Source organism: Paenibacillus sp. 7523-1 (genome assembly GCF_002276415.1).
Taxonomy (GTDB): Bacteria; Bacillota; Bacilli; order Paenibacillales; family Paenibacillaceae; genus Paenibacillus; species Paenibacillus illinoisensis_A.
On record NZ_NPBR01000010.1, the window covers coordinates 320,307 to 342,981 of the forward strand.

A 22,675-nucleotide genomic window follows, 5' to 3' on the forward strand; every position below is an offset into this window, starting at 1 on the left:
CTACATATGAATACATTTGAGAATCGATTTGCAGGTAAAGTTGCGGTTGTTACAGGTGCAGCATCCGGTATCGGATATGCCATTGCGAGACGCCTTGTCCAAGAAGGAGCTTCCGTCCTTGCCGCTGATCTGAATACAGAACGTCTGGACGCCATCCAGGGTGAACTTGGGGAACGGTTCTTCGGTGTTAAAGCCAATGTGACCGTTGAAACCGATATTGAAGAAATGGTGAGTGCCGCTGTCAAACAATTTGGCAAACTCGATCTGGCCTTTAATGTTGCAGGTGCCTCCCGTGCAGGCGTCATTACTGAACTATCGGAGAAAGATTGGGACTTCACGGTGGATCTGTGTATGAAAGGTGTCTTCCTGAGCATGAAGCATGAAGCCCTTGAGATGGCTAAGCATGGTGGCGGAGCCATCGTAAACGTGGCTTCCCTCAACTCCCACGTACCCATGTATGCCGGATCGGCCTATGCCTCTGCCAAAGCTGGCGTCGAAATGCTTACCAAGAATGGAGCACTCGAAATGGCGCGTAACGGCATTCGTGTCAATGCCATTCTACCGGGTCTCATCGATACACCTTTAACTGCAGAACTGCTCTCCAATGCAGATATCAAAGAAGCCTACATGGAACGGATTCCGATGAAACGTGCTGCACAGCCGGAAGAAATGACGGGACCTGCCCTGTTCCTTGCAAGTGACGATGCAGGATATGTGTCCGGTTCCAGCCTCATTGTGGATGGAGCTTGGGCAACGACCGGATATCCGGACCTGAGCCGCTGGTTCTAAGTAAATACATTTCCACATGGTTTCCATATACCAAGTAAAGCCTATTGGACAGAGCGCAGCTCTGCCAGTAGGCTTCTTTCACTTGGATGTAAATACTCGATATTTTTACACAAATACTTTATTTCGCTAACTTCGGCTTAACAATTCGCCCCTATACTAAAGCAATTATACATACTATCAACCATGAAACGGTAAAGGGGATCTGGAACTGTGAAAAAGAGAAATCAATGGCTCGCCGTTTTGTCCATGACAGCTATACTTGGCGCAGGCGCAACCAGCTACGCATCGATGGTTCATGCGGCAAGCGCATCCGAATCTGCTAATAATCATGTCGTGCTGCGAACAGCCATCCAAAATATGCAGGGAACCATCACATGGGATAGCAGCAGTCGCAGTGCCGACATCCAGCTGGGTGAAGTCCGAGTGCAGCTCCCAGTCGGAACAGCTACAGCTACCATTAACGGTGTGCAAACGCAGCTGGACAGCAAAAGCTATGTTACGAAAGGAACGACATACGTTTCCCCACAAACGTTGAAACTGATCACGGATCAAGCGATCCTGAGCCAAAATAAAACCGGATTTGAACAGACAGCGGCCTTCCAGATGCCAAGCGGCAAAGCCGAAATCGCTGCCTCTACCCCGGACGGTCAGCGCCTGCTCGTAACTGAAGCAGACAATGGCAGCATTTCCGTCCTGGATATTGCTGATCTGAACAACGTGAACGTTCTAAAAACAATCAACTTCCATGATCTCTCTGACAAAGCAGAGGTAACTAGTGTAACCGTATCCAAGGACGGAAAATATGGCCTCGCCGTTATTCGTACCGGCGATACTGATACCGAAGCGAACAAGGGACTACTGGCCATTGTTGATCTTGCAAGCTACAAAACCGTGAAGACATATGAGCTTGGCATCGGACCAGACTCCATTGCATTGTCCCCGGATGGATTGCACGCCGTAATTGCAATTGAAGATGAGGAACTGAACAAAGCTGCGGACGAGATCGATTACCCTAATGCCAAACGTCCTGGCAGCATCATGATTGTATCCTTTACGGGCGGAAACGTCCTTGAAGGAGAGGTAACCAACCTGCCTGTGTCTCTGGAAGAGGTGAGGGGAGCAAGCTATCCGCATGACCCGCAGCCAGAGTATGTTGCCATTAGCCCGGACAGCAAAACCGCTGCTGTTACTTTGCAGGAGAACAATGTCATCGCCATCATCGACCTGCAAACGAAACAGATCAGCTCGATCTTCTCGCTCGGTACCACCTCACATCAAGCTGATCTGAACGATGACGGTGTCGTTAAGTTCACCGAGAGCCTGACAGCTCGCTATGAGCCAGACGGTATTGCGTTCTCTGCCGATGGCAAATACGTGCTGACAGCCAATGAAGGCGACCTGGGCAAAGATGAGTTTGACGATGGTGTCAAAGCAGGCGGACGTAATATTGCCGTCTGGAATTTGCAGGGCAAGCGGGTATATGACAGCCAAAACCTGATCGATGAAGCAACCGCGAGGGTTGGTTTGTACCCGGATGATCGCAGTCCCAACAAAGGCAGTGAGGTCGAGAATCTGACGGTATCCACTGTAGACGGCACAACTTATGCTGCCGTAGCCTCTGAACGGGCCGATGCCATTTTGTTCTTCGATCTGGCTGACCCGGTGAACCCGGCCTACCTCGGCCTGATTCCGACAACTGGTGAGTCACCGGAAGGAATCCACCGGGTTAACGGCCGCAGCATATTTGTAAGTGCGGATGAGAGCACGGGGACACTTAGCTTCTTCGAGAAAAAATAGTCCAGCTTGCATCAGGCAGTGGTTCCAGCAGCTGCCTGATACATATCGAGTCCACGAAATCTCAAAAGGACATGAGAGCATCACGCTCCCATGTCTTTTTTTGCTGCCTGTTAACGTGCCATCCCTGCTGCTTTATACACTGCGAGCCAATCGTTCCAGCCATTCCACCGCCGGAGCGAGTACCGCTTCATCGATATCGAATTCAGGATGGTGATGGGGTGCAGGCAGGTCGCTGCCCACAATCATATACGTGGCAAGTCCACCCTGCTCCTGTACGCGTTTGATCATATAGCTGGCATCCTCGCTTCCCAGGGCAGCGCCATCCGAGATTGCTTCAGCATGTTTTATTCCGGATATCCCTTCTGCCTTCTTCACGGCAAGCTCCGCAAGTTCCATATCACACCTTATCGGAATAGCTCCGCCTACAATCTCCACGGCAACCCCTAACTCATGCATAGCTGCACTATGCTCCAGAATCTGACGCACACGCCGCTCCAGTTCAAGATTCGTTTCTTCCTTCGTGGAACGCGTCTCAATCACCATGCGAGCGTGCTCGGCAATGATGTTCGCGCCAGTTCCTCCTTCCAAAATGCCCACATTGATGCGTGTATCGGCTGTGCTGAATCTTGGCAGGGCATGAATGTTAAGCATGGCAGTTGCTGCACCAAGCAGCGCATTCCGCCCTTCTTCAGGTGAAGCTCCCGCATGAGAGGATACCCCCGTAAAGTACGCTTCCAGTTTCGTCGTTGCCAGGAAACCGGCGGAAGCCCCTTGGACATGACCGGATGGTACGTCAGTGCCGAGATGCATGCAGAACAGGCGATCCACCTGATCCAGCATGCCTTTTTCCACCATGGCGTACGCACCGCGTACTCCCTCTTCTGCAGGCTGGAATAACAGCCGAACTTTCCCGGCAAACTGTCTGTCGCTTAACCGTTCTGCCAGCGCAAGACCGATACTGGTATGACCATCGTGTGCACATGCATGCATAATGCCTTCATGGGTTGAGCGGAACTGCCCGGACTGCGGTACGTGCTTGTCCTGTCCGCTTTCACGAATAGGCAGTGCATCCATGTCGAAGCGAAATGCTGTTGTCGGCCCTTCCTGAATTCCATCCAGCTCGGCGACAACGGCGGTAAATCCGCCGCGCATCTGTTCCACTATAGCGGGCTCTGCTCCTTCCTGGAGAGCACGCTGATAGGCGTCTTCCAGCACTTCCGGTTTGGGCAGCCCCCGCCGGGACGCGTCATCAATGGCATCTTTTCCATACGTCACACGATAGCCTAACGCTGTTAACATCTGTACAACTTTGGTAGCGGTACGAAATTCAGTGAATCCCAATTCGGGATATTGATGCAGCTCTCTGCGAAGCGCAATAATGTCGATCATATCGGTTCCCCTCTCTTAACTCTCTCAACTCTCTTATTTCCGAATCAGTCGATCTTCTATAATCTGGGGTGAACTCCCGGGCCAAGTGGCAGATTGAAGACGTACCAGAGAATGACCATGACGACCCAGACGGAGAAGAATGCAATGGAATATGGCAAAATCAAGGAATAATACGTTCCGAGCTTGGCATCCTTGCGGTACTCCTGCAAAAATCCGACGAACAAGGGCACAAAAGGCGATACCGGGGCGAGTGGAATAATAACCGAATCGGATACCCGGAAAATGACTTGAGTGAACGCCGGATGGAATCCAAGCAGCATCATCATCGGGATAAACACCGGAGCCAGAATGGACCAGATCGCAGATCCACTTGCGATAAACATCGTTAGTAACGCAGACAGGAAGATTAATCCGATCACCACCGGGATACCGTTAATGCCTGTTTTTTCAAGCAAATCCGTGATGGTGAGTGCCAGAAACTTACCCATGTTGCTCCAGTTGAACATCGCCACGAATTGGGATAGCGGGAAGACCATCACAATGAAACCTGCCATCGTTTTGATCGGTTCAATCAGCAATTTCGGCAGATCATTCTGGTTCCGAATCACTTTCAGTTTAATGCCGTAAGTCAGTGCTACGGTGAAGAAGAACAGTAAAATGACAGGCACAATCCCTGCAAGAAAAGGCGAACCCATCACACTGCCTGTTTCCGGGTTGCGAAGAATGCCATTCGAAGGTACCACCATAAACGCGATGACAGCAATAAAAAGAAGGGCGGCAATACCAGCTGCACGCAGTGCCCGGTTTTCTTCTGGTGTTGGAGCTTCCAGCTTGTACACACGTTCCCCTTCATATTTGCCCAGTCGCGGTTCCAGGAATTTGTCGGTCATAAAACCTGCGACCAGTGTCAACACAATGACAGAAGCGGACATGAAGTACCAGTTATCCAAGACCGTAACACCCACACTCGGATCTACCGAGGCGGCAATTTCGGTACTAATGCCTGACAGCAATACATCCGTAGTCACAATCAGCATATTTGCGGTGAAACCAGCACCAACTCCGGCAATGGCTGCGATCAATCCGGCAACCGGATGTCTGCCTACAGCGAGAAAAATTAATGCTCCGAGCGGAGGCATGATGACAAGCGCTGCATCTGATGACACATGACTGAAGAATGCAATGAAAATGACAAGGTAGCTGGCATAGCGGGCGGGTACCCGAACAGCCATTTTGCGCATGACCGCTTCCAGAAGACCGACTTTCTCAGCCAAACCAATACCAAGTACCAATGCCAGAATCGAAGCAAGCGGTTTAAAATCAGCAAAGTTCTTTACCACATTCGGCAGCAGCCACTGTATTCCCTCTCGGCTCAGCAGGTTTTTGACCTGAACCTTCTCTCCGTCAATCGGGTTATGTGCTGTCGCGTTAAAGAACGACAGTATAAGGGTAGCAATCATCAGGGCAACAATGAGATAGATAAACAATAAAAACGGATTGGGAAGCTTGTTCCCCACTTTCTCTACCCAACCAAAAAGTCCTGTACTCTCCTGCTTTTCCGCTTTCACCATGCAAATACCCCCTGACTGTTATTAACGTACATTTAACGAAAATGTCGTAATTTTAGGACATTATATAATTAACTCCACACAAAACTCAATACTTATGTTATGTATTTTGACACTAAACATAAAAAATACCGATCTGCATCCAGGTTCAACATGTCCGCCAGGAGTGGACATGAGAACTAAGGTTGCATCATCGGTATCCTTATTTCGATTCTATGTTCGTAAATCTAACGCAGCAGCCGATATCGGTTACTTGGCCGTCCTCTGCGTGTATTGAGCTCATTTCCCGTGATTTCAGCCAGGGAGAATGCCGTAAGACTGCCGAGAATCCGCTGTACGTGCCTGATGGTCATTGATAATCCTGATGCCAGCTCACTGGCCGTGAATTCTTCTCTCCCCATTCGGCGTATGTATGCCTTTAATTTCTGAAAGGTACGGATGCTTACCCCTGCCTTGTTCAACTGTTCGAGCAATTCAGTGTCACTTGAATACATCTCATAGGATAACTCCTGATCCTCACCCGCTGCCTCCACAATCGTCCCATCCGTCTCATAGACAATCACACGTCCAGCTTCATCGTCCTTGGCATATTGGATCGCCTTCCGGGCGTGACGCTCTGCATCAAATGCCGTCTCACCAAATCCGATCCCGGCAAAGGAAAGCAGATCCGTATCCAGCTCAAGCTGGTGCAGCGCTGTATGCAGCGATTCCATGTTGCGGGCCATTCCGCCCCTGGAACCATACATCAGATATCGCCCTGTACCATCCTGGTGGAGGGAACCGTCGATTTGCTCGCAATGACGCAGCAGGATGCCTTTGATCTTGAGCTCCATATGCTGCAGCTGATACCGTTCCGTCGATTGTTCACCGACTGCATGCCACCCTTCAATCTCGACCATTAACACGCCAATCTGGCTATCTTTGAATGCAGAACTGCGAATCTGCTCAATCAGCATTCGTACCGCTTGCACTGTCTCCAGCTTGGTGGAATCGATTTTGAAGACAGGGACGCCTCTCTGAAGTAATCCTTCATACACAGCGTACAGACAGGTAATGGCTGCCTTGGTCTGCCCTTCCTCCCAGTGACGAACATGAAATTGGATCATGTCTTCGACATCGTAATCGGTGGAGAAAACGTATTTTCGCAGCTGCTCATCCGAGAAATTCAATTCCTCAAGACTGTCCATCAGCCCCCAGCTTTCATTCCCCGTCATATCAATGGAGATTTCCTTGACCGGATTATCCAGTGTATATATGGCTTGCAGCATGGCTTTATACAGGCTTGCCCCGGTAGGCGGGCAGTAGATGGCATGTTCTTTTTCATGCAAGACGTCCTGGGCTGTCAGATAAGGAATGGGACCCGTAAACACCCACCCGTGTACGTTCTCGCGATTCCTCGTAATAATCTCGCCCGTCTCGCGTGCGTGTTCATAGGGATACAGCTCAAAATGAGCTTCCAGATCCTGCCCCTCCACCGCACGCATGGTCCGCTCAATGGACGGCTTCGGCCCTACAATTCCGATTCGGTACATGCACTCACATCCCCTTGTCCAACGCAGCATTGTTTAATACAAAAATCATACCGAACTGAGGTTCCGCTGTAAACCTTTCATCTCAGCCATTGCTTACACCCTCTCATTCCTGATTATGCATCATAATCGTAAATTTTACATTTAGTTAACCCATTCCTTACGTTCGTTTAGCAATTGTTGTATACACTGGTTTTTGGATACCAAACTATACATATCTATTTTAGGAGGATGTATTCATGTTAAACCGGTTCAATGCCCGTGCGGCCAAAATGATGCTCGCGGTTACAACAGTTGTTACAGCTACGCTGGGAGGAAGCAGCGCAGCATGGGCTGCGGAGGACACTGCTGCACCCGCATCATCATCACCGATCAAAAATGTCATTATCCTGATTCCGGACGGCATGGCTAACGACGCCACTGCACTGGCCCGCTGGTACAAAGGGTCTTCCCTGACTCTGGATTCCATGGCAAGCGGTATGGTTCGCACACACTCCGCGGATGCTCCGATTGCGGACTCGGCTCCTGCGGGAACGGCTTTTGCTACAGGTTATAAATCACATACAGGATATGTTGGCGTACTGCCAGACAAGGCAACCATGCCTGGACAGAAGGCGATCGCGCCTGGAGATGCCAAGAAACCGATTGCTTCCGTGCTGGAGGCATCCAAATTGGCAGGAAAGGCAACCGGCATTGTAGCCACTTCCGAGATTATGCACGCTACACCGGCAGACTTCTCTGCCCACTATCCGGATCGCAAAAATTACGATGCACTCAGCAAACAGCAAGTATATAACGGCCTCGATGTTGTTCTGGGCGGCGGAAGTCGCTACCTTGAGCCAGCGGGCCGCAAAGACGGCGAGAATCTGGTCTCTTCCATCAAAGCACTCGGGTACGATTACGTGACCACACCAGCTGCCATGAAAGCCTCTAACTCCGGCAAGCTGTGGGGAATGTTTGCACCTGCAGGCATGGCTTATGATATGGACCGTGACCCTGCCAAGCAGCCAAGCCTTGCTGAAATGACATCCAAAGCCATTGATGTTCTGTCCAAAGACGAAGACGGTTTCTTCCTCATGGTTGAAGGCAGCAAAGTAGACTGGGCAGCTCATGCCAATGATCCGATCGGAATTATCAGTGACGTACTGGCATTTGACGATGCCGTAAAAGTAGCCATGGATTTTGCCAAAGCAGATGGAGAGACAGCTGTTGTGGCAGTAACGGACCACGGTAACGGCGGTCTCACGATCGGTAACAATGCAACAACAGGCACCTATGACAAAGAACCATTGTCCACATTTATTGGACCTTTGAAAAAGGCCAAGCTGACAGGTGAAGGCGTGGAAGCGAAGCTGAATGCCAAACGCACCAATATCAAAGCTGTCATGAAACAATACTACGGCATTTCCGATCTGACATCCGAGGAGATCGCTACCATTAAGGCAGCCGAGCCAGGCAGTCTGAACTACGCCATCGGACCAATGATCAGCAAACGAGCAGGCATTGGCTGGACAACGGGTGGTCACACAGGCGGAGACGTTGTGCTGTACACGTATGCTCCGAACAATGACCGTCCATTCGGCGTAATCGACAATACGGATGTGGCTAAATACATGGCACGCGTACTGGATCTGGATCTGGACAGCGTGAGCAAACAATTGTTTGTTCCTGCCAAACAAGCATTTACAGCCAAAGGTGCAACGTACAAGCTGGATCTGACAGATGCCAAAAATCCGAAAATTCTGGTTACCAAAGGCAGCACTAAAGTAGAACTTCAAATCTACAAAAACATTGCGCTGGTTAACGGCAAAAAGACTGCTCTGGAAGGCGTAATCGTGTACAACGGGGTAGATGCCTTTGTACCACAAGGTGCAGTCAATCTGATTCAGTAAGTTTGAAAGATGGTATACGCTTATAAACCAAACACACATAAAAGAAGAGTGTAGCGGTTTACAAAGTTTCAACCGGAATTGTATCATTGGGCTGCCGAATATATCGGCAGCTATTTTTGTTTTTCACAGACAAGGATGGGTTCCTCCTCCTTGCTTGTCGTATAATGGACGTAACATATTGATAAATAGGAGACAAAAAGGAGAGATTCACCCATGTTGATCAAATTAAACTGGATCACGCTTCGGGTGCGCAATCTGGAAGCCTCGCTTGGGTTCTACCACGGCATGCTCGGGCTTCCAATCCAGCGTCAATTCGAAAGTCGTGGGCGGCAAATTGCCATGTTGGGTACTGAAAATGAAACCATGCTGGAGCTGATTGAGGGAAGTGAATCCGTCCTCAAAAAAGAATCTGGCGTGTCCATCGGCTACGAGGTGAGTTCACTGGAAGAAGCCATGGAACGACTGGCAGCACTGAATATTCCCATTGTTCGCGGGCCCGTTCAGCCGAATCCACATCTACGCTTCCTATACATTGCCGACCCGGACGGCTTCGAGGTACAGCTCGCCGAACATGCATGATCTGGTGTGACACTCATGGAGTAGCGTTACCACTTTATGATGTTGTGCTTGCCCGGAACCAACCATTGTATCCTATACAAAAGAGAGCATCTCTAGTTGTGCCTAGAACATGCTCTTGTTTTGTATTCACAATTCATTTGAGGGATTTGTTGGACACTTCACTCTTAGTAGCTCGGCAAGCCTCCGATAACCTGGTCCATCTTCGCTTTGGTTCACTTCATCTTCGTCCATCTCCAGCCAATAATCGGCATCCAGCAGCTCAGCCATGTCGAGCAGTGTGATCTCCGCACAGGCAGGATGTTCACAAGCAGCCAGCATAGGCTCGGGACTGTCATCCCAGTTGTACCCGTCCACGACAGCATGCAGTAGTACAGCTGAGTCCAGATCACGGATCTTCGCGGCTGCCCTCTCTGAAGATTCTTCGTACAAAATTTCATCCACGATGGCTTGTTCCGCCTGGGTCAGCCGAAGTCTCACCGAGCCCGTGGTACCAAGCAGCATATCTGCAATGGACGGGTCCCGTCTGGCTGCATTCCAGGCCGTCGCCTGAATTCCATATGTAGAGTCCAGCTTCACCCCATGCTCAAGCATGAGCTGGATGGCTTCGATCTGCTTGAACTTCACAGCTTTTTTCAGAGCGGTATCGCCGAGTTTGTCTTCCGCGTCCAAGTCTGCTTGCTGTTCCAACAGACATTTAATAGCCTCAGCTGGCATGCGATACGTCAAGAAAAGCATTAAGGGCGTACGTCCCCGTTCATCCCGCTCATTGATATCCAGGCTATGTACTGCTGCGCAAGCTTGTTCCACATCTTTGGACTTACTGATTTCAAGCCAATTCATTAACCATTCTCCCCCTTGCAACTCTCATTCTACATTACACTGTAAAGGAGATATACATGGGTTTCAAGTCACCACTTGGCAGCAAAAAAAACGCCCCACGATGAACGTAAGGGCGGTCTCAGTATTTTCTTCTAAAAGCTAAACTGCCTTCTTAGCTGACAGCGTATCGATCGGTACGACACTCGGTGAAGGGCGATCATCCGCCTTCTCTTCCGTGACAGGAGAGGACAACTGATGATCCGACACCAGTTCATTCAGGTTCAGAATCAATTGCTCCAGCTCACCGAAGCTGTCCACCATCTTCTGAGTCAGGTTGCGCTGCTCCTCCATACTGGCGAGAATCTCTTCCGTAGCTGCACTGGATTGCTGAGTCACACTTGAAATCTCGGAAACCTCATTCACGACTTTGGTGGAGGATTCCTTCATCGTGGCTGAACTGCTCTCAATATCCATGGCCTGATTTAACACTTCCTGGGAATTGCTATTAATCGTACGGAAAACAACTTCTGCAGTCTGCACGCTGTCTCTTCCCTCTTGAAGTGCAAGTCGAATGCGTTCGAAGCGATCCGTCAACCCCTGCGTTTGCCCTTTTAACCGGGTCAAAATGGTGCCAATGTCATTTGCCGACTGACCAGAGTGCTCCGCCAGCTTGCGAACTTCCTCCGAAACCACCGCAAATCCACGTCCATGTTCACCTGCACGAGCGGCTTCGATCGCTGCATTGAGTGCAAGCAAGTTGGTCTGGTTCGCAATATCCGAGATACTGTTCAACATCAGGGACATCGCTTCACTTTCCTCATTGAACTTTCTCATATCCGAGGCCGTGGTATCAATCGTCTCATAGAGTTCCTGCATCTGCACATTCAGATGGTCCATCTGTGCACTTCCCGTTTCCGTACTGGATGCCATACTGGCGGACAGTTCTTTCATCTGAGACGAGTAGGAAGCAACATCACGGATATGATGATCCGACAGGGAGAGGGATTCCGAAATTTCTGCCACACTCGTAGCCTGGAACTCCACGCCTTTGGCCACTTCACTGAATCCAAGCGTCACTTCATGCGTGATGGACCCGGTCGCGTCCACCTTTTGTTTCAGTTGATCCGTATAAAGAGACAGGCCTTCCACCGAAGCTTTGACACGTTCCATCATGGTCTCTACTCTTTGTTTGGATTGTTCTACTTCCTGCCAGCGGACTTCGCTGTTCAGGAAAAGTCTTTGATTCAAATGGGAGACTAACATCAGGATTGCTCCGGTAAGAGCGAACAGTCCAACGTTAACGATATTCTCTATAAGTTCATCAGCATGAGCTGTGTTTATAACAAATAGCTGGAGCACACTATGGGCGAGTAAGATAAAAAAACCAATCATAAAAAATTTCTTGTTTGGAATGAGCAGCAAAACAGCGGTTATTAACAGACTCATCGTAAGGTTAACCGTTCCCCAACCGACATAGACCCCACATACTGTAATCATAATGGTAAACAGCCACGGTATTAAATGAATGTGTTTTCTTTTCGCATTAGCGTATGTGACCCAAGCTGCAAACAAAATGGCAATCCCATTCGAAACAAGCAGCTTAGGGAGCATGAAGCTCAGACCCAGACCAATCGCAAGAATAATCCACAAAATGATACTGAGCAGCTTGTTCCTTTTCCAAATAATTTCATCATACCGATTCATCCGTTCCCCGTCCTTTATCTAGGTAAATGTGGTTTTGTAGGGCAACTCTGTACTACATTCCATTGGTCTATGGTCCTGCTTATACGCAATCCGCAAATCCCCCGCGCTGTAGCATAGTACAAATTAACTTCATAAACATGAAATAAGCGCTACATTATGTATATCGGTATTCTAAATTTGAAATTTTATATGACTTCCAAAATAATATACTTCCATATCAATAGAGAGATCAGACAAAAAGCCCGCCTTGAACGCTTTCGCGTACAGGCAGGCCAATCAAATCTAATTCAGCTCAATGCTATTGATGGTAGAACATCCTATTTAATTTTTAACTTAATCATATCGCGCTCTGCTTCCTGAAGATCATCGTATACTTTGCCAGGCACACCATGCAGCTTTAATACTAACGATTGTGGATCATCCAGCAGGTTGCTGCCGAATGAAAAGTTCATGCCGTCTTCTGTTCCACTACCCGATACCATATTTAGCTTTGTCTCTTTCCCCTCTTTAGTTGTGGATATCATCTGAGTAGGTCGAACAACATCGTTAATGGACATTCTGGATTCAAAGTCAATATCTTTTTCAGGTTCGTAGATGAATCTCGCACTAATCACTAGAGGTGATAATTCTACTTCAGATAACATCACTTCATGTCCGTCAATGGTAAGCAGCTGTTTGAGTTCTAAGACTTCCGTCTGTGGAACCGAGAATTTAGGGTCCAGATTGAAGGTGATGTCCATTTTTTTCGAAAATTGATATTTCCGTTCCTTGTTGACTGCATCTGAATTCGTGCCTTTATTCGGAACAACCGATGAAATCTGTACATTCATCATAACTTGTTCAGGTAAAGGCTGATTTTTTCTAAGCTCTATCGCGCTTTGACCATAAATGGTGTGCTCATCATCTGGAGTATGCATCCCCCTCGAATTTCCGTCGCCCAAAACATTATTCGTTATCGCGTTTGTCATCTTGGCATTCACAACCGAATAGATTTCTTGAGTATCGTCTGTCTTGGCTGTATATAACACAATTAACTTGTTCTCATCTGCCATTACTGCATTAACCGTAAATTGATATATTCCCGATTTCACCGTACGGTCGACAAGTTGATAATAGCCATTATTGATTGCGGATTCGATCGTGCTCCCGTTAACGTCCTGATCAGCTAATTTACGAAAAGGCTCCAGCACTCCCCAATCCTGGATGGGTTCAACAGCTGTGGTCTGGGGGATCATAATCCCTCGGTATGGTCCGAGTAGGAGACACACGGCAGTGATTGCTGTTATGAGCACAGCAGTGACCCATTTTAATGGAAGACCGCTTGTCGTTCGCCTTGCTCTTGCTTTTGCAAGCCCTCGCTGGATGGCAAATGCCGTATCTGCCGGGTTCAAATGCTGTTTCTCCAGTTCGACCTGATATGCGTCTGCGAGCAGTGCCTTTTCCTCCGGACTAGTTCTCATGCCAATCCCCCCTGTTCTTCATCAGCTTGCGTAAGTGCTCCAGCCCCTTGTGCTGCCATGTTTTGATGGTGCCATTTGGTTTCCCGAGGATCGAGGCAATCTCGCTTAGAGTCATGTCGTTATAATATTTCAGCAATAATACATGGCGGTATTTCGGTTTTATCTTCTGCAACAATGACCACATGGCGATTCGATTATCCTCCAGACTTGCACCAGTGAAATCTGCAACCACTTCCTCCAAACCGTCATTAGACAGCGGCGTAGTCCGCTTGCGGCGTCTCTGTTCATCAATACAGACATAGATCAGAATTCGAATGATCCAGGATTTGAACGCTTTTTCATTTTTCAAACTCCGACGCTTCGTCCAGGCCCGGCATGTCATCTCCTGTACGGCTTCCAGAGCATCATGACGATTGCGGAGATAGCTGTAGGCAATGGAAATCAGCGTATCCTGATGCTCCATGATGGACTGGACAAACACCGTCTCATCTTCGGTTTGCACGAATATCATCTTCTTCATCTCGGCTTTGGTCTCCACCCCGGTTCCCCTCCTTCTCTCTCTTTCTGTGGTATAAGACGGGTAACTGCGCCAAACGGTTTTTATTATTTTCCCATATGCCAATGAGCCGGATTGTAAAATAGATTAAAACTGGCCCCATTAGCTCAGGGCTGTCTAAAGATCTTTTGAGTTAAACGACAAAAAAGAATGACTCTGTTTAAGACAGAGATCATTCATTAATCCGTGCTGTTCTTTATTAAAATGTGCTTTACAGATCATCGTACGTTTTTATAAACTCTACTTATTTATGTAATGTCCAATGGGCGATTTTCTCTCACGTTAAAGGGTTATTACTGATCTACATGAGTTATAACGGGGTCCCTAGAAAGCTTGGTTTTCTCCATAGATTATTATTGTGGAATCCAGGATTTCTCAAGCAATAAATTCACTTGGTGCTCATTAATGACAACGGTGTGGTTATTGCTCCATTCCAAATGAACTTCATCCGTCTTTCGCTCCGAATACACCACTTTTCGAAACCAAAGCGGTCCCTGCAATTCCCCCACAATGCCGAATGTCCCCATTGCACCTGCATCCGTTTTATAGAATTTCAATGTATAGTGCTGATCTGGCGAGTGTGTCGTCGTGAGTAATACTTTTGATCCGGAGAACATCGCAGTAAAGGATGTGAGAGCAAGTAGTAGGAAAATGAGGACTGAAGAGAGTATCACCGAAATCCAGCTTCTCAGCTTCGCAAAGTTGTTCGATCGATCTTGAATACCAAGTATAGCTAGAACAAGAACGAATATAGAAAAAACGAGCATCATATAGGCAGGCGGAGCGATCAACCATTGATTATTCATATTGGCATATAATGAGTAAGACGAAATGAAATATAAAATGAGCACGAGCAGCAATGCAATCCTGTTCATTTTTTTCACCATCAAGAATCCCCTACTCTTCATTCAATTCATGGATGGAACGATCCAGCCATAACTCATACCAATCCAGAAAATGCAGACGTTCCGTATTGCCGAAATAATGATCCGGATAGATGCCGCTGCGATTCGCCCGATCATCGGTCCAGATCTCCCCGCTGCATGGTCCATTCAAGACCAGATTCATGGAAATGCCGCAGCCAAAATCACTGATGCGCAGCAGGCCTGCCGACCGTTTAGGATCATGATAATCATGGTCCAGTGCATCCCACTCCTCTTCTTCCTTGCTGTCATCATACCAGTCAACTTCCCAGTTCCAAGCTTCTACATAGGGAAATGGATCCGAGATAGCATTCAGCTCATCGTCATATCCAATGACGGCATACACCCCATCTTCCGGCTTCTCCAGTCCGTAATATGGACCTGCTCCTCCCGATCCGATATGCAGCAGAAAAGCCCGATACTCCTCTGGCAAAGTAATCTTCCATTTCTGTTCGAACCCTGTGATCTCTTCCGGTGTCCATACCCGCTCCAGCTCATACTCGTGGTTCTCTGCTCCAAACAAGCTCTTATCCGCATCCATACGTTGAAGTTTCTTCAACTTCTCTCTTATGCGTTCCAGCTGCTTCTTATACACGATTACTGTCCCCTCACCCTCTACCCCATTCGTTCTATGACATAACCACGTTGCTGCAGCTCATCCAGTGCTGCTTCTACATCACGTTCAGGACATAGCCTCCTGATTAAACCTGGCGTTACTGGTTTTCCTTCGTATACTTCAGCTATCGCAGACAGCGGCAGTTCATGTGACTCGTAATAACCCTCTGCCCAATCAGCGAATGCCTCTGGTGTTTCCTCAATATAGCCCAGCAAAAAATCGGCACCGCCTGTGGCGTCGTCTTCGCTTTCTTCGATTAACGCCTGCTGAATCCAGCTTCCTGTCTTCCACTCCGGATCGTTTCCTTCCTGCCAAATACAAAAGGTAACATCCTCGGGTTCCATTCTCTCTTCCTGATCCTTTAAGATTGCTCTCAATACCTTCGGCACTTCATCATACATGCCCGGATAGACTTCCCCATCGTCACGAGCATGCGGGCTTAAGGGAGATTCATGATCAAACCCCTTGATTAACGTACCCGATGGGGTAAACAACACATGCAGGTGATCTCCTGCCCCGTTATCGATACTCCCCCATGCCACACCAGGCTGCAGCTCTGCTTCATAGCGGTGTACACGAAGCCATTCTTCCTCCGACAGGATGATATCCAGTGCAGCAAGTATCCGCATCTGTTGGTGCAGCTTATCTGAATCTGTGATCGATGTGAAATTCCAATTCGGCATGTGGATTCCTCCCGCTTCAGCTTTCTTCAGTTCTTGAGTTCTATGAGACCTGTCTACCCTTATAAAAACACTTCAAATCCGGATCAGACGATCCAGCTCGTTGTGTCCTTGAGCACCTGGTTGAATCGTCAGTGAGATCTGATTGGCATCTTTTGAGACGATGCAAGCCACATTTCCCGGCTGTAGCGATAGTATCATTCCATCGCATGACTCATCCGGCTCCAGTTCTCCCCCACTGACATCTTCAGCTGCACCCAGAAATACGTTACCGGTTGGGACTTGCAGATAGAATACCTGCGCACCTTCCGTTTCTTGCACTGCGCTAGTTGAAGCCGAGATGTCCACACGCCATGACACCTCGTACAATCCATCGGCTCCCAGATTGAAAAAGAGACAATGACCCGCATTCACCTCAGCCAGTTCATCTTCCGGAATGGACCACCAGTCGGGTGGTTCTTCCACACGATGTTTTAACGAAGCCAGATCGAACAGGCACATGGTTGCCGTTCCCGTTACGAATTGAAATGTCCCACGCATTCTTATCTTCCTCTCTGATTGTCCTACATTATTGCATTAGCCACTCCAATCGATGCAGCAGATCACCGTCCAGTTCCTGCCCGCATAACGACAGCAGCTTATGAAGGCGTTCCCGTTCTGCCGTGGACAATCGCCCGCCGTACCTGCGGTTCGGATATCTGGCCCAGTTATACAACTGGCGATGAATGGCTTGTTTCACCCATCCGTGTCTTGCCGCTGGAAGCTGCTCTAGCAGCAGTCCAACCTGATTCCACTTGCTCATGGAAGAAATAATGCGCAGCACATTGTGAACGACATGAGGCAGGGCATCAGGGTCCGACAACAGGCCGGCCATTACATCAGGCTGAATGAGATAGGGATGATGCATAAGTGCACGGCAGGCCTCCCTGGAGATGCCAGGTTGCGGGCTTTTTAGCGAATGTACAAAATGCGTTCCGTATGAAGAAGCGTCCAGCCGCATTAATCCGCGGATAACGGCTTTTCGTACGGCAATCGATGGATGCTTCGCGTATTCATACAGCACTTCTGCGTCTGCCTTGTCCCCCGTCTCTCCCAGACCTGAAATGGCTGCAGCGAGATGATGTTGATCATCGCCCCAGATGACATCCAGATACCACTCCGCATAACTTACGTTCATCCACTGTTTGGCATACCTCCGTGCTGTATCCCGCACAGGCAGGTTTGAATCCAGAAGCCGATCCATTATAATGGCCTTTGCATCAACGGGATACATCGTAGCAAGTACAGCCAGACCTTCCCGGCGGATTGAAGGTACACTATCCAGCTGCATGCCAAGAAGGGCCTCTCTCAGCTTCTGACTGGATAACGTACGATCTACTCGCTGCGCTGACCATCGCCGGATGGCAGGGCTCTCATCCCGTAATGCCTGCTCCATAATCATGCCAGTATCCGTTCCCTCTGCTTCGAGTGAAATCCGAAAAGCGAACTGACGAATGCTGGGTTCAGGGGATACCCGTGCGTTATGAAGGACAAACCTGCATTCCTTCTGACACAGTAGGTGATGTACGGATTCGATAAAAGACTCGAACTGATCCCGTCCACACATCCGAAGTCGCTCCACAAGCATGATATTTTCCATCCACAGCTTGGCATGCTTGGGCTTCAGTTTAAGTTCCAGTGCCGCTCTCGCCAAATGGCGAATTTCGGGCACCCAGTCATTCAACCGAAGCAGCAAATAAGGAAAGCTGTAGGACTCATCCTCCCGAATCATTCTTCTAACCGCAGCCTCTCTGATGTAGCCGCTCCAGTGCATCGTCAACATGGACAAACGGATTGTACTGGCCTGATCTATCTTATGTACCTCACGTTCTACGAACCGCTTCCAAATAACGGGAGAAGGACGCCATTCCCTTACATGTTCGTTCAGCCACACCAGCTCGGATACTGGACACGCTTCTAACAAACGAGCTACCGCTTGCTCCGCAGCCTGTCGAATGATAGCACTGTCATCATCCATCATTCGCAGCAGACTCGGGATCAAGATATACTCTCCGGATTGACCAAGATGACGGAGCTGCTCGGCGGTTCCCTGAACCGTTCCCGTCCCGAGCTGATCCAGTCTAAGCCGGAGTTCCGAAGTTAATTGCCGCATTTCATCCGCTCCTTCCCATCTGATTCAGGTGAGGAATCAGAACCATATCCAATCATTATATCAAGCCAGGCACCGGGGTTAAAGGAACTCAGGGGCTATATCTGTGTATGCTATACTTGTGAAAAAATGCAATGAGGTAGGGATTCTAATATGGATGGATGGGAAAGCGGCGTCATTCGGGTTCACGATAGCCTGAAATTGTACTCTGGACTTACGGAGGAGGAATTGAAGGCAAGTTGGTTTTATCGGGAGAATAGCACGGAGGTTCAGAAACTTACAACGGGATATACGTGGTACAAATTCAAATCAGATGCCTCTGCAGATGTTAAAGCATTTTACCTCGCCTTGTGTTTCCATCAGTCCCGACTGGTTCAGGCCAGTTTGGCACTGGACGGCGAAGAATTCCCCTCTTCATGGGATGACTGGACCGGGGCAGGTGAGATGAAGCGCAAGCTGGCCCATGATGAGTGGCTTCGTGAGCAGATTGCCGCTGCACCGCAAATTAACCGCTCCAAACCCTATGCCTATATGGAATACAGCTTCCCATGGGGATCAATATTTTCCAGCTATGATCCACGGTCTGCGAGTGCGAGCATTGGGCTCACTTTTACCTAAATGGTGTTGGATCCCCCTCAATGCAAACAAGGCCGTATCTCTTCATTTTTGGGTACAAATTGACGATATATCCATAACATGAATCTTTTGAACTTTGTGGAGGAAACTATGTCAATCAACCTTAGAAGAGAGCCTTTTCGTTATACATTGAAGGAACCCATCATGTTTGAAATTTACATTATCAGCATTAACGGAGTCTCTGCTCCGCACAAACCTATTCAGGCCGAATTGATCGATATCAGCCGATCGGGGTGCCAGCTTTCCTTTCCGCTAAGCCTGCATGTCGAGTCCAACGAAATCCGGATTGGAATGAATCTGCTTCTTTTTGAAGACCCTTTAGATCTGGAAGGAACACTGCGCTGGGGCAACGAGGAGAACGAAACCTGGCACTACGGCGTACAGCTTGAAATACAAGACGGGAACCATGATCGCCTGTCCAGAGAACTGCGCATGCTTGCGGGACAGGGAAGAATCATGGTGAAGTAACGGTTTTGCTCGCGGTAGAAGCACTCTCCATTTTGGACCAGTTCACACTTTTCTCCAGAATCAGCGAGACCATAACTCCGATCACGAGACCATTGCTAATAATCGGAATAAGGTAAATCGGTAATGCCTGAAAGGCTTCAGCAGGGATGTTCATCACGGCAACTCCGGTTAGCACGGGCAGAGCCACGCGGTAGATCGTCTTGGAATTAAACGCAGTACCTTCAATGGTGCGGAGAGCCGTTCCAAACATTTGCAGATAGGCTACAAACAGCACGGCACTGCCCACACTCGGTGGTATTTGCGCAAAAAAAGCAGTCACCGAAGGGGTGAGTCCCAAAATACATAACATGGCGGCCCCGATAATAAAAGCAGCACGTCGAAGAATCCGAGTACTCTCCAGAAAACCGATGGACGAAGCAAATAAACCAAATGGCAGCACACCCACACATGCGGATAGCATGCTGAACAATCCGGTTAGTACATAGGAACGCTTATATTGCTGGTCTGTCGTCTGTGTTTCATATATTTTCTCGACCGTGCTTAATGTCGTAATTGAATTCGTCATATTGACCAAACCCACGAAGAACGCCGTTACAACAATGCCCGGCTCCCACGTCGGTACTCCCCATGGAAACAGTGTAAATAAACTCCCCCCAGAATTGCCCGATAACCCTGCATGCTGGCCTGGAAACACAAAACTGTAGGCAATCCACCCTGTCACAATGCCGATGAGGATGGAGTAGTTGCCCAGTTTGCCTCTTCCCTTCAGTTGGATCAGGGCCACCAGAAAGGCAATAGCTACAGATAAAGCTGCAACCGGCAGGTTAAATGTACCGAATTCGGTATACCCAATCATGCCTTTGAAGAAATTCATGGTCAGCTGAATCGTCATGAGAAACAACATGGCGCTCTTAACCATGGGTGTAAACAGCTTCTGCAGCAGATGGGCTGCGCCCAATCGGCCAAGAACGGCCATCGTTAGTCCTGCGAGCAGGAAGCCGGCAGCAAGTCCGCCTCCGATCCGCTCCAGACTCATGCCGGCGGAAGATGCCGAGACGGTCAGGCTGAGGGTCAATCCCCACCAGAGACCGGACGGTCCATCCATGACTGCATAGCGATGCCCAAACACAGCCTGCAGAATACAGACGGCTCCGGTGAGCAGAAAAGCGTGCTGCATGGATGCAGCGATAGCATCCGGTGACATGTGAAAATTATGACCAATGGATAATGGTACCACGACCGTGTTGGTAAACAGGAAGAAGAACCATTGAATCCCTGCCAAAACCAGAGATGATGTCTGACTTATATATTTTGTGATGAAATGCTCTTGGTGTCTGTTCATAATTTAATTCGTGTCCTTTCGAGCCCCAATATGGAATTAGGCACCTTGATTCAGCTATTCGATAACATCCGTTCCATTTCGGTATAACGGTTCCGTCTGGCATGAGCTAGCGGGGTAACGCCATCCCGATCGGCTATCTCTCTATCGGCACCATATTGCAGAAGCAATGCCACGATCTGCTGATGCCGGAGCCCACCGTCTCCCAGAATGACAGCCTCCAGCAGAGCTGTCCAGCCCAGATTGTTGACATGGTTCACATCCACATCCGTACAAGTCAGGAGGAATTCCACAATGTTCACATGGCCCCGGTCTGCTGCAGGGATAAGTGCGGTTCCGCCAAAGCGATTCGTTAATCTTGTATTTGCCCCAGCTGCGACGGCCATTTCAACAATTTCCTTGAGACCCTCAGCACTGGCATATAACAATGGATTATCCAATCGATTATCCTGAATGTTAATATCTGCTCCGGCATCAATCAACATGCTAACGGTCTGTACCTTATTTCCATGCACTGCAGCCATTAACGGAGTCCGCCCAAGCGCATCCCGTTCATTCAATCCGGCACCTTGTGTAATAAACCGGATCACCTCATCTGTATGTCCAGCTTCAGCAGCGGCATGTATCGCATTTACCAATACGTTCATCCTCCAATTCGTTGTTAATCTTGTGGATCAGCGTTCCAATGGAGATCGAATCTTGCCATTTAGGTGCGTAAATCTAATGTATGGTACCATAGGAGGATAGTATATTAAAAATACATGTTTTGTTGGCTAACTATACGAAATACATATACTTGCAACGAGGGTGAAAACAGGTGGATATCAAACAATGTCGCTATTTTATTGCCATTGCCGAAGAGAAACAAATTACCGCAGCTGCCCGTAGACTGCACATGGCTCAGCCTCCACTCAGCCAGCAATTAAAACTGATGGAAGAAGAGCTTGGTGTAGCGTTATTTGAACGCAAAGGACGCTTGATGGAATTGACGCAAGCAGGCCGCAGCTTCTATGATTATGCCGTCACGATGACCAAATACATGGAGGAAGCCGTCATGGAGATGCAGAGCTTCCGTTACGGAATCCGGGGCAAGCTATCCCTTGGCATGAATACCATTTCCGATAGTCTGATCCCGAAGGCGCTCCAGCAGTTTCGCACAAGCCATCCTCAAGTAACCTACAAAATTCAGCAGAATGAATCCGCACAACTATGCAGCATGCTGGATGATGGACTGATTGAGCTGGCCTGCGTACGTATGCCGGTAAAAACCAAACACTATGAAGTGCTGCACCTGCCGCAGGAGCCGCTCTACTACATATCCCCAGAGCCCCTGGAGAGCACGGGTGAAAATGGCACTTACTTTGATCAGTTGGCCGAAGTTCCACTCCTGCTTCCCAGTACAGAGGGACTTGGCATGTTTGAACTGATTCTCGAAAAGTTCCGTGAACATCAGGTGAAACCTTCGATTATGGGTGAATGCTCAGATGTCGCCATGCTGCTAGAGCTGGTCCGGCTCGGATTCGCGAATTCCATCGTGCCTGGCACTGTACTGCAGCTCCATCACGAACAATCAATCCATATATATCGGATCCTTGATTCGAACTCTACCGTGGGTTCAGCGCTCGTCTGGCTGCATCATCGTTATCTGTCCAAGCCGGCCCAGCAATTCGTGCAGTTGGTTCGGGAGATGCTCCCATAGGTACATAACGGATGAGGTGTTAATTGAAAGCAACAGATATTCAGCTGCGATGAAACACAGGCGATTAGCGTAGCTATAAACCA

21 protein-coding genes are annotated in these 22,675 nt (G+C 48.7%); 7 read left to right on the forward strand and 14 right to left on the reverse strand.

Annotation, left to right across the window (positions count from 1 at the left end; genetic code table 11):
• Positions 1 to 6: 6 nt before the first annotated feature.
• The gene (locus tag CHH60_RS13495) at positions 7 to 789 is read left to right on the forward strand and encodes an SDR family NAD(P)-dependent oxidoreductase (protein WP_095359619.1); all 783 of its coding nucleotides are present in this window, start codon (positions 7 to 9) and stop codon (positions 787 to 789) included.
• 210 nt (positions 790 to 999) lie between these two features.
• Entirely contained in the window at positions 1,000 to 2,586 is a 1,587-nt protein-coding gene (locus CHH60_RS13500) for a choice-of-anchor I domain-containing protein (protein WP_095359620.1), read from the forward strand.
• Positions 2,587 to 2,718: 132 nt separating this feature from the next.
• Here CHH60_RS13500 and CHH60_RS13505 read toward each other — a convergent pair whose 3' ends face one another.
• The 3 genes from CHH60_RS13505 to CHH60_RS13515 form a co-directional block, all read right to left on the reverse strand.
• On the reverse strand, positions 2,719 to 3,975 hold the full coding sequence (locus CHH60_RS13505) for an amidohydrolase (protein WP_095359621.1): 1,257 nt from the start codon (positions 3,973 to 3,975) through the stop codon (positions 2,719 to 2,721).
• A gap of 56 nt (positions 3,976 to 4,031) precedes the next feature.
• Positions 4,032 to 5,546: an AbgT family transporter gene (locus CHH60_RS13510; protein ID WP_095359622.1), complete on the reverse strand. Its 1,515-nt coding sequence runs from the start codon at positions 5,544 to 5,546 to the stop codon at positions 4,032 to 4,034.
• Positions 5,547 to 5,770: 224 nt separating this feature from the next.
• Positions 5,771 to 7,075, reverse strand: coding sequence for a hypothetical protein (locus CHH60_RS13515; protein ID WP_095359623.1), 1,305 nt, complete (start codon positions 7,073 to 7,075; stop codon positions 5,771 to 5,773).
• 236 nt (positions 7,076 to 7,311) lie between these two features.
• On the opposite strand from CHH60_RS13515, the gene CHH60_RS13520 reads away from it, so the two are divergent.
• Both CHH60_RS13520 and CHH60_RS13525 read left to right on the forward strand, forming a co-directional pair.
• Positions 7,312 to 8,964 (forward strand): alkaline phosphatase, encoded by a 1,653-nt coding sequence (locus CHH60_RS13520; RefSeq protein WP_255247917.1) that lies wholly within the window; start codon positions 7,312 to 7,314, stop codon positions 8,962 to 8,964.
• 213 nt (positions 8,965 to 9,177) lie between these two features.
• Positions 9,178 to 9,543 carry a VOC family protein gene (locus CHH60_RS13525; RefSeq protein WP_095359624.1) on the forward strand — a complete coding sequence of 122 codons (366 nt, stop codon included), beginning with the start codon at positions 9,178 to 9,180 and terminating at the stop codon, positions 9,541 to 9,543.
• 126 nt (positions 9,544 to 9,669) lie between these two features.
• On the opposite strand, the gene CHH60_RS13530 is transcribed toward CHH60_RS13525, so the two are convergent.
• The 9 genes from CHH60_RS13530 to CHH60_RS13570 all read right to left on the reverse strand — a co-directional run bounded on the left by CHH60_RS13530 (position 9,670) and on the right by CHH60_RS13570 (position 18,453).
• Positions 9,670 to 10,383: a DUF4274 domain-containing protein gene (locus CHH60_RS13530; protein WP_095359625.1), complete on the reverse strand. Its 714-nt coding sequence runs from the start codon at positions 10,381 to 10,383 to the stop codon at positions 9,670 to 9,672.
• A 138-nt stretch (positions 10,384 to 10,521) separates the two neighbouring features.
• Positions 10,522 to 12,066 (reverse strand): methyl-accepting chemotaxis protein, encoded by a 1,545-nt coding sequence (locus CHH60_RS13535; RefSeq protein ID WP_095359626.1) that lies wholly within the window; start codon positions 12,064 to 12,066, stop codon positions 10,522 to 10,524.
• Positions 12,067 to 12,383: 317 nt separating this feature from the next.
• Positions 12,384 to 13,526 carry a DUF4179 domain-containing protein gene (locus CHH60_RS13540; protein ID WP_095359627.1) on the reverse strand — a complete coding sequence of 381 codons (1,143 nt, stop codon included), beginning with the start codon at positions 13,524 to 13,526 and terminating at the stop codon, positions 12,384 to 12,386.
• Positions 13,516 to 14,064, reverse strand: coding sequence for an RNA polymerase sigma factor (locus CHH60_RS13545; RefSeq protein WP_255247918.1), 549 nt, complete (start codon positions 14,062 to 14,064; stop codon positions 13,516 to 13,518). The genes CHH60_RS13540 and CHH60_RS13545 overlap by 11 nt, the downstream gene beginning before the upstream one ends.
• 371 nt (positions 14,065 to 14,435) lie before the next feature.
• On the reverse strand, positions 14,436 to 14,957 hold the full coding sequence (locus CHH60_RS13550; protein WP_255247938.1) for a DUF5412 family protein: 522 nt from the start codon (positions 14,955 to 14,957) through the stop codon (positions 14,436 to 14,438).
• 22 nt (positions 14,958 to 14,979) lie between these two features.
• Entirely contained in the window at positions 14,980 to 15,546 is a 567-nt protein-coding gene (locus CHH60_RS13555) for an SMI1/KNR4 family protein (protein WP_095359837.1), read from the reverse strand.
• A gap of 74 nt (positions 15,547 to 15,620) precedes the next feature.
• Positions 15,621 to 16,304 (reverse strand): hypothetical protein, encoded by a 684-nt coding sequence (locus tag CHH60_RS13560; protein WP_095359629.1) that lies wholly within the window; start codon positions 16,302 to 16,304, stop codon positions 15,621 to 15,623.
• A 72-nt stretch (positions 16,305 to 16,376) separates the two neighbouring features.
• Positions 16,377 to 16,841 (reverse strand): DUF6386 family protein, encoded by a 465-nt coding sequence (locus CHH60_RS13565; RefSeq protein WP_176476055.1) that lies wholly within the window; start codon positions 16,839 to 16,841, stop codon positions 16,377 to 16,379.
• A gap of 28 nt (positions 16,842 to 16,869) precedes the next feature.
• Positions 16,870 to 18,453 (reverse strand): HEAT repeat domain-containing protein, encoded by a 1,584-nt coding sequence (locus CHH60_RS13570; RefSeq protein ID WP_095359631.1) that lies wholly within the window; start codon positions 18,451 to 18,453, stop codon positions 16,870 to 16,872.
• 150 nt (positions 18,454 to 18,603) lie between these two features.
• Here CHH60_RS13570 and CHH60_RS13575 point away from each other — a divergent pair, with 150 nt between their 5' ends.
• Both CHH60_RS13575 and CHH60_RS13580 read left to right on the forward strand, forming a co-directional pair.
• Entirely contained in the window at positions 18,604 to 19,068 is a 465-nt protein-coding gene (locus CHH60_RS13575; RefSeq protein WP_095359632.1) for a hypothetical protein, read from the forward strand.
• A gap of 108 nt (positions 19,069 to 19,176) precedes the next feature.
• Positions 19,177 to 19,554 carry a PilZ domain-containing protein gene (locus tag CHH60_RS13580; protein WP_095359633.1) on the forward strand — a complete coding sequence of 126 codons (378 nt, stop codon included), beginning with the start codon at positions 19,177 to 19,179 and terminating at the stop codon, positions 19,552 to 19,554.
• Here the strand turns inward: CHH60_RS13580 and CHH60_RS13585 are convergent.
• Positions 19,541 to 20,896 carry a uracil/xanthine transporter gene (locus tag CHH60_RS13585; protein WP_095359634.1) on the reverse strand — a complete coding sequence of 452 codons (1,356 nt, stop codon included), beginning with the start codon at positions 20,894 to 20,896 and terminating at the stop codon, positions 19,541 to 19,543. The genes CHH60_RS13580 and CHH60_RS13585 overlap by 14 nt on opposite strands.
• A gap of 50 nt (positions 20,897 to 20,946) precedes the next feature.
• Entirely contained in the window at positions 20,947 to 21,540 is a 594-nt protein-coding gene (locus CHH60_RS13590) for an ankyrin repeat domain-containing protein (protein ID WP_255247919.1), read from the reverse strand.
• A 170-nt stretch (positions 21,541 to 21,710) separates the two neighbouring features.
• Here CHH60_RS13590 and CHH60_RS13595 point away from each other — a divergent pair, with 170 nt between their 5' ends.
• A complete protein-coding gene (locus tag CHH60_RS13595; protein ID WP_095359636.1) occupies positions 21,711 to 22,592 on the forward strand; it encodes a LysR family transcriptional regulator in 882 nt (293 codons plus the stop codon).
• The last annotated feature ends 83 nt before the right edge of the window (positions 22,593 to 22,675 follow it).

Bases quoted from the DNA above. Each gene is read 5' to 3' on its own strand.
- CHH60_RS13535 (WP_095359626.1), bottom strand. From the start codon at position 12,066: ATGAATCGGTATGATGAAATTATTTGGAAAAGGAACAAGCTGCTCAGT.
- CHH60_RS13555 (WP_095359837.1), bottom strand. From the start codon at position 15,546: ATGGATGCGGATAAGAGCTTGTTTGGAGCAGAGAACCACGAGTATGAG.
- CHH60_RS13510 (WP_095359622.1), bottom strand. From the start codon at position 5,546: ATGGTGAAAGCGGAAAAGCAGGAGAGTACAGGACTTTTTGGTTGGGTA.
- CHH60_RS13515 (WP_095359623.1), bottom strand. From the start codon at position 7,075: ATGTACCGAATCGGAATTGTAGGGCCGAAGCCGTCCATTGAGCGGACC.
- CHH60_RS13560 (WP_095359629.1), bottom strand. From the start codon at position 16,304: ATGCCGAATTGGAATTTCACATCGATCACAGATTCAGATAAGCTGCAC.
- CHH60_RS13540 (WP_095359627.1), bottom strand. From the start codon at position 13,526: ATGAGAACTAGTCCGGAGGAAAAGGCACTGCTCGCAGACGCATATCAG.
- CHH60_RS13570 (WP_095359631.1), bottom strand. From the start codon at position 18,453: ATGCGGCAATTAACTTCGGAACTCCGGCTTAGACTGGATCAGCTCGGG.
- CHH60_RS13520 (WP_255247917.1), top strand. From the start codon at position 7,312: ATGTTAAACCGGTTCAATGCCCGTGCGGCCAAAATGATGCTCGCGGTT.
- CHH60_RS13530 (WP_095359625.1), bottom strand. From the start codon at position 10,383: ATGAATTGGCTTGAAATCAGTAAGTCCAAAGATGTGGAACAAGCTTGC.
- CHH60_RS13525 (WP_095359624.1), top strand. From the start codon at position 9,178: ATGTTGATCAAATTAAACTGGATCACGCTTCGGGTGCGCAATCTGGAA.
- CHH60_RS13565 (WP_176476055.1), bottom strand. From the start codon at position 16,841: ATGCGTGGGACATTTCAATTCGTAACGGGAACGGCAACCATGTGCCTG.
- CHH60_RS13580 (WP_095359633.1), top strand. From the start codon at position 19,177: ATGTCAATCAACCTTAGAAGAGAGCCTTTTCGTTATACATTGAAGGAA.
- CHH60_RS13575 (WP_095359632.1), top strand. From the start codon at position 18,604: ATGGATGGATGGGAAAGCGGCGTCATTCGGGTTCACGATAGCCTGAAA.
- CHH60_RS13590 (WP_255247919.1), bottom strand. From the start codon at position 21,540: ATGAACGTATTGGTAAATGCGATACATGCCGCTGCTGAAGCTGGACAT.
- CHH60_RS13505 (WP_095359621.1), bottom strand. From the start codon at position 3,975: ATGATCGACATTATTGCGCTTCGCAGAGAGCTGCATCAATATCCCGAA.
- CHH60_RS13495 (WP_095359619.1), top strand. From the start codon at position 7: ATGAATACATTTGAGAATCGATTTGCAGGTAAAGTTGCGGTTGTTACA.
- CHH60_RS13585 (WP_095359634.1), bottom strand. From the start codon at position 20,896: ATGAACAGACACCAAGAGCATTTCATCACAAAATATATAAGTCAGACA.
- CHH60_RS13550 (WP_255247938.1), bottom strand. From the start codon at position 14,957: ATGAACAGGATTGCATTGCTGCTCGTGCTCATTTTATATTTCATTTCG.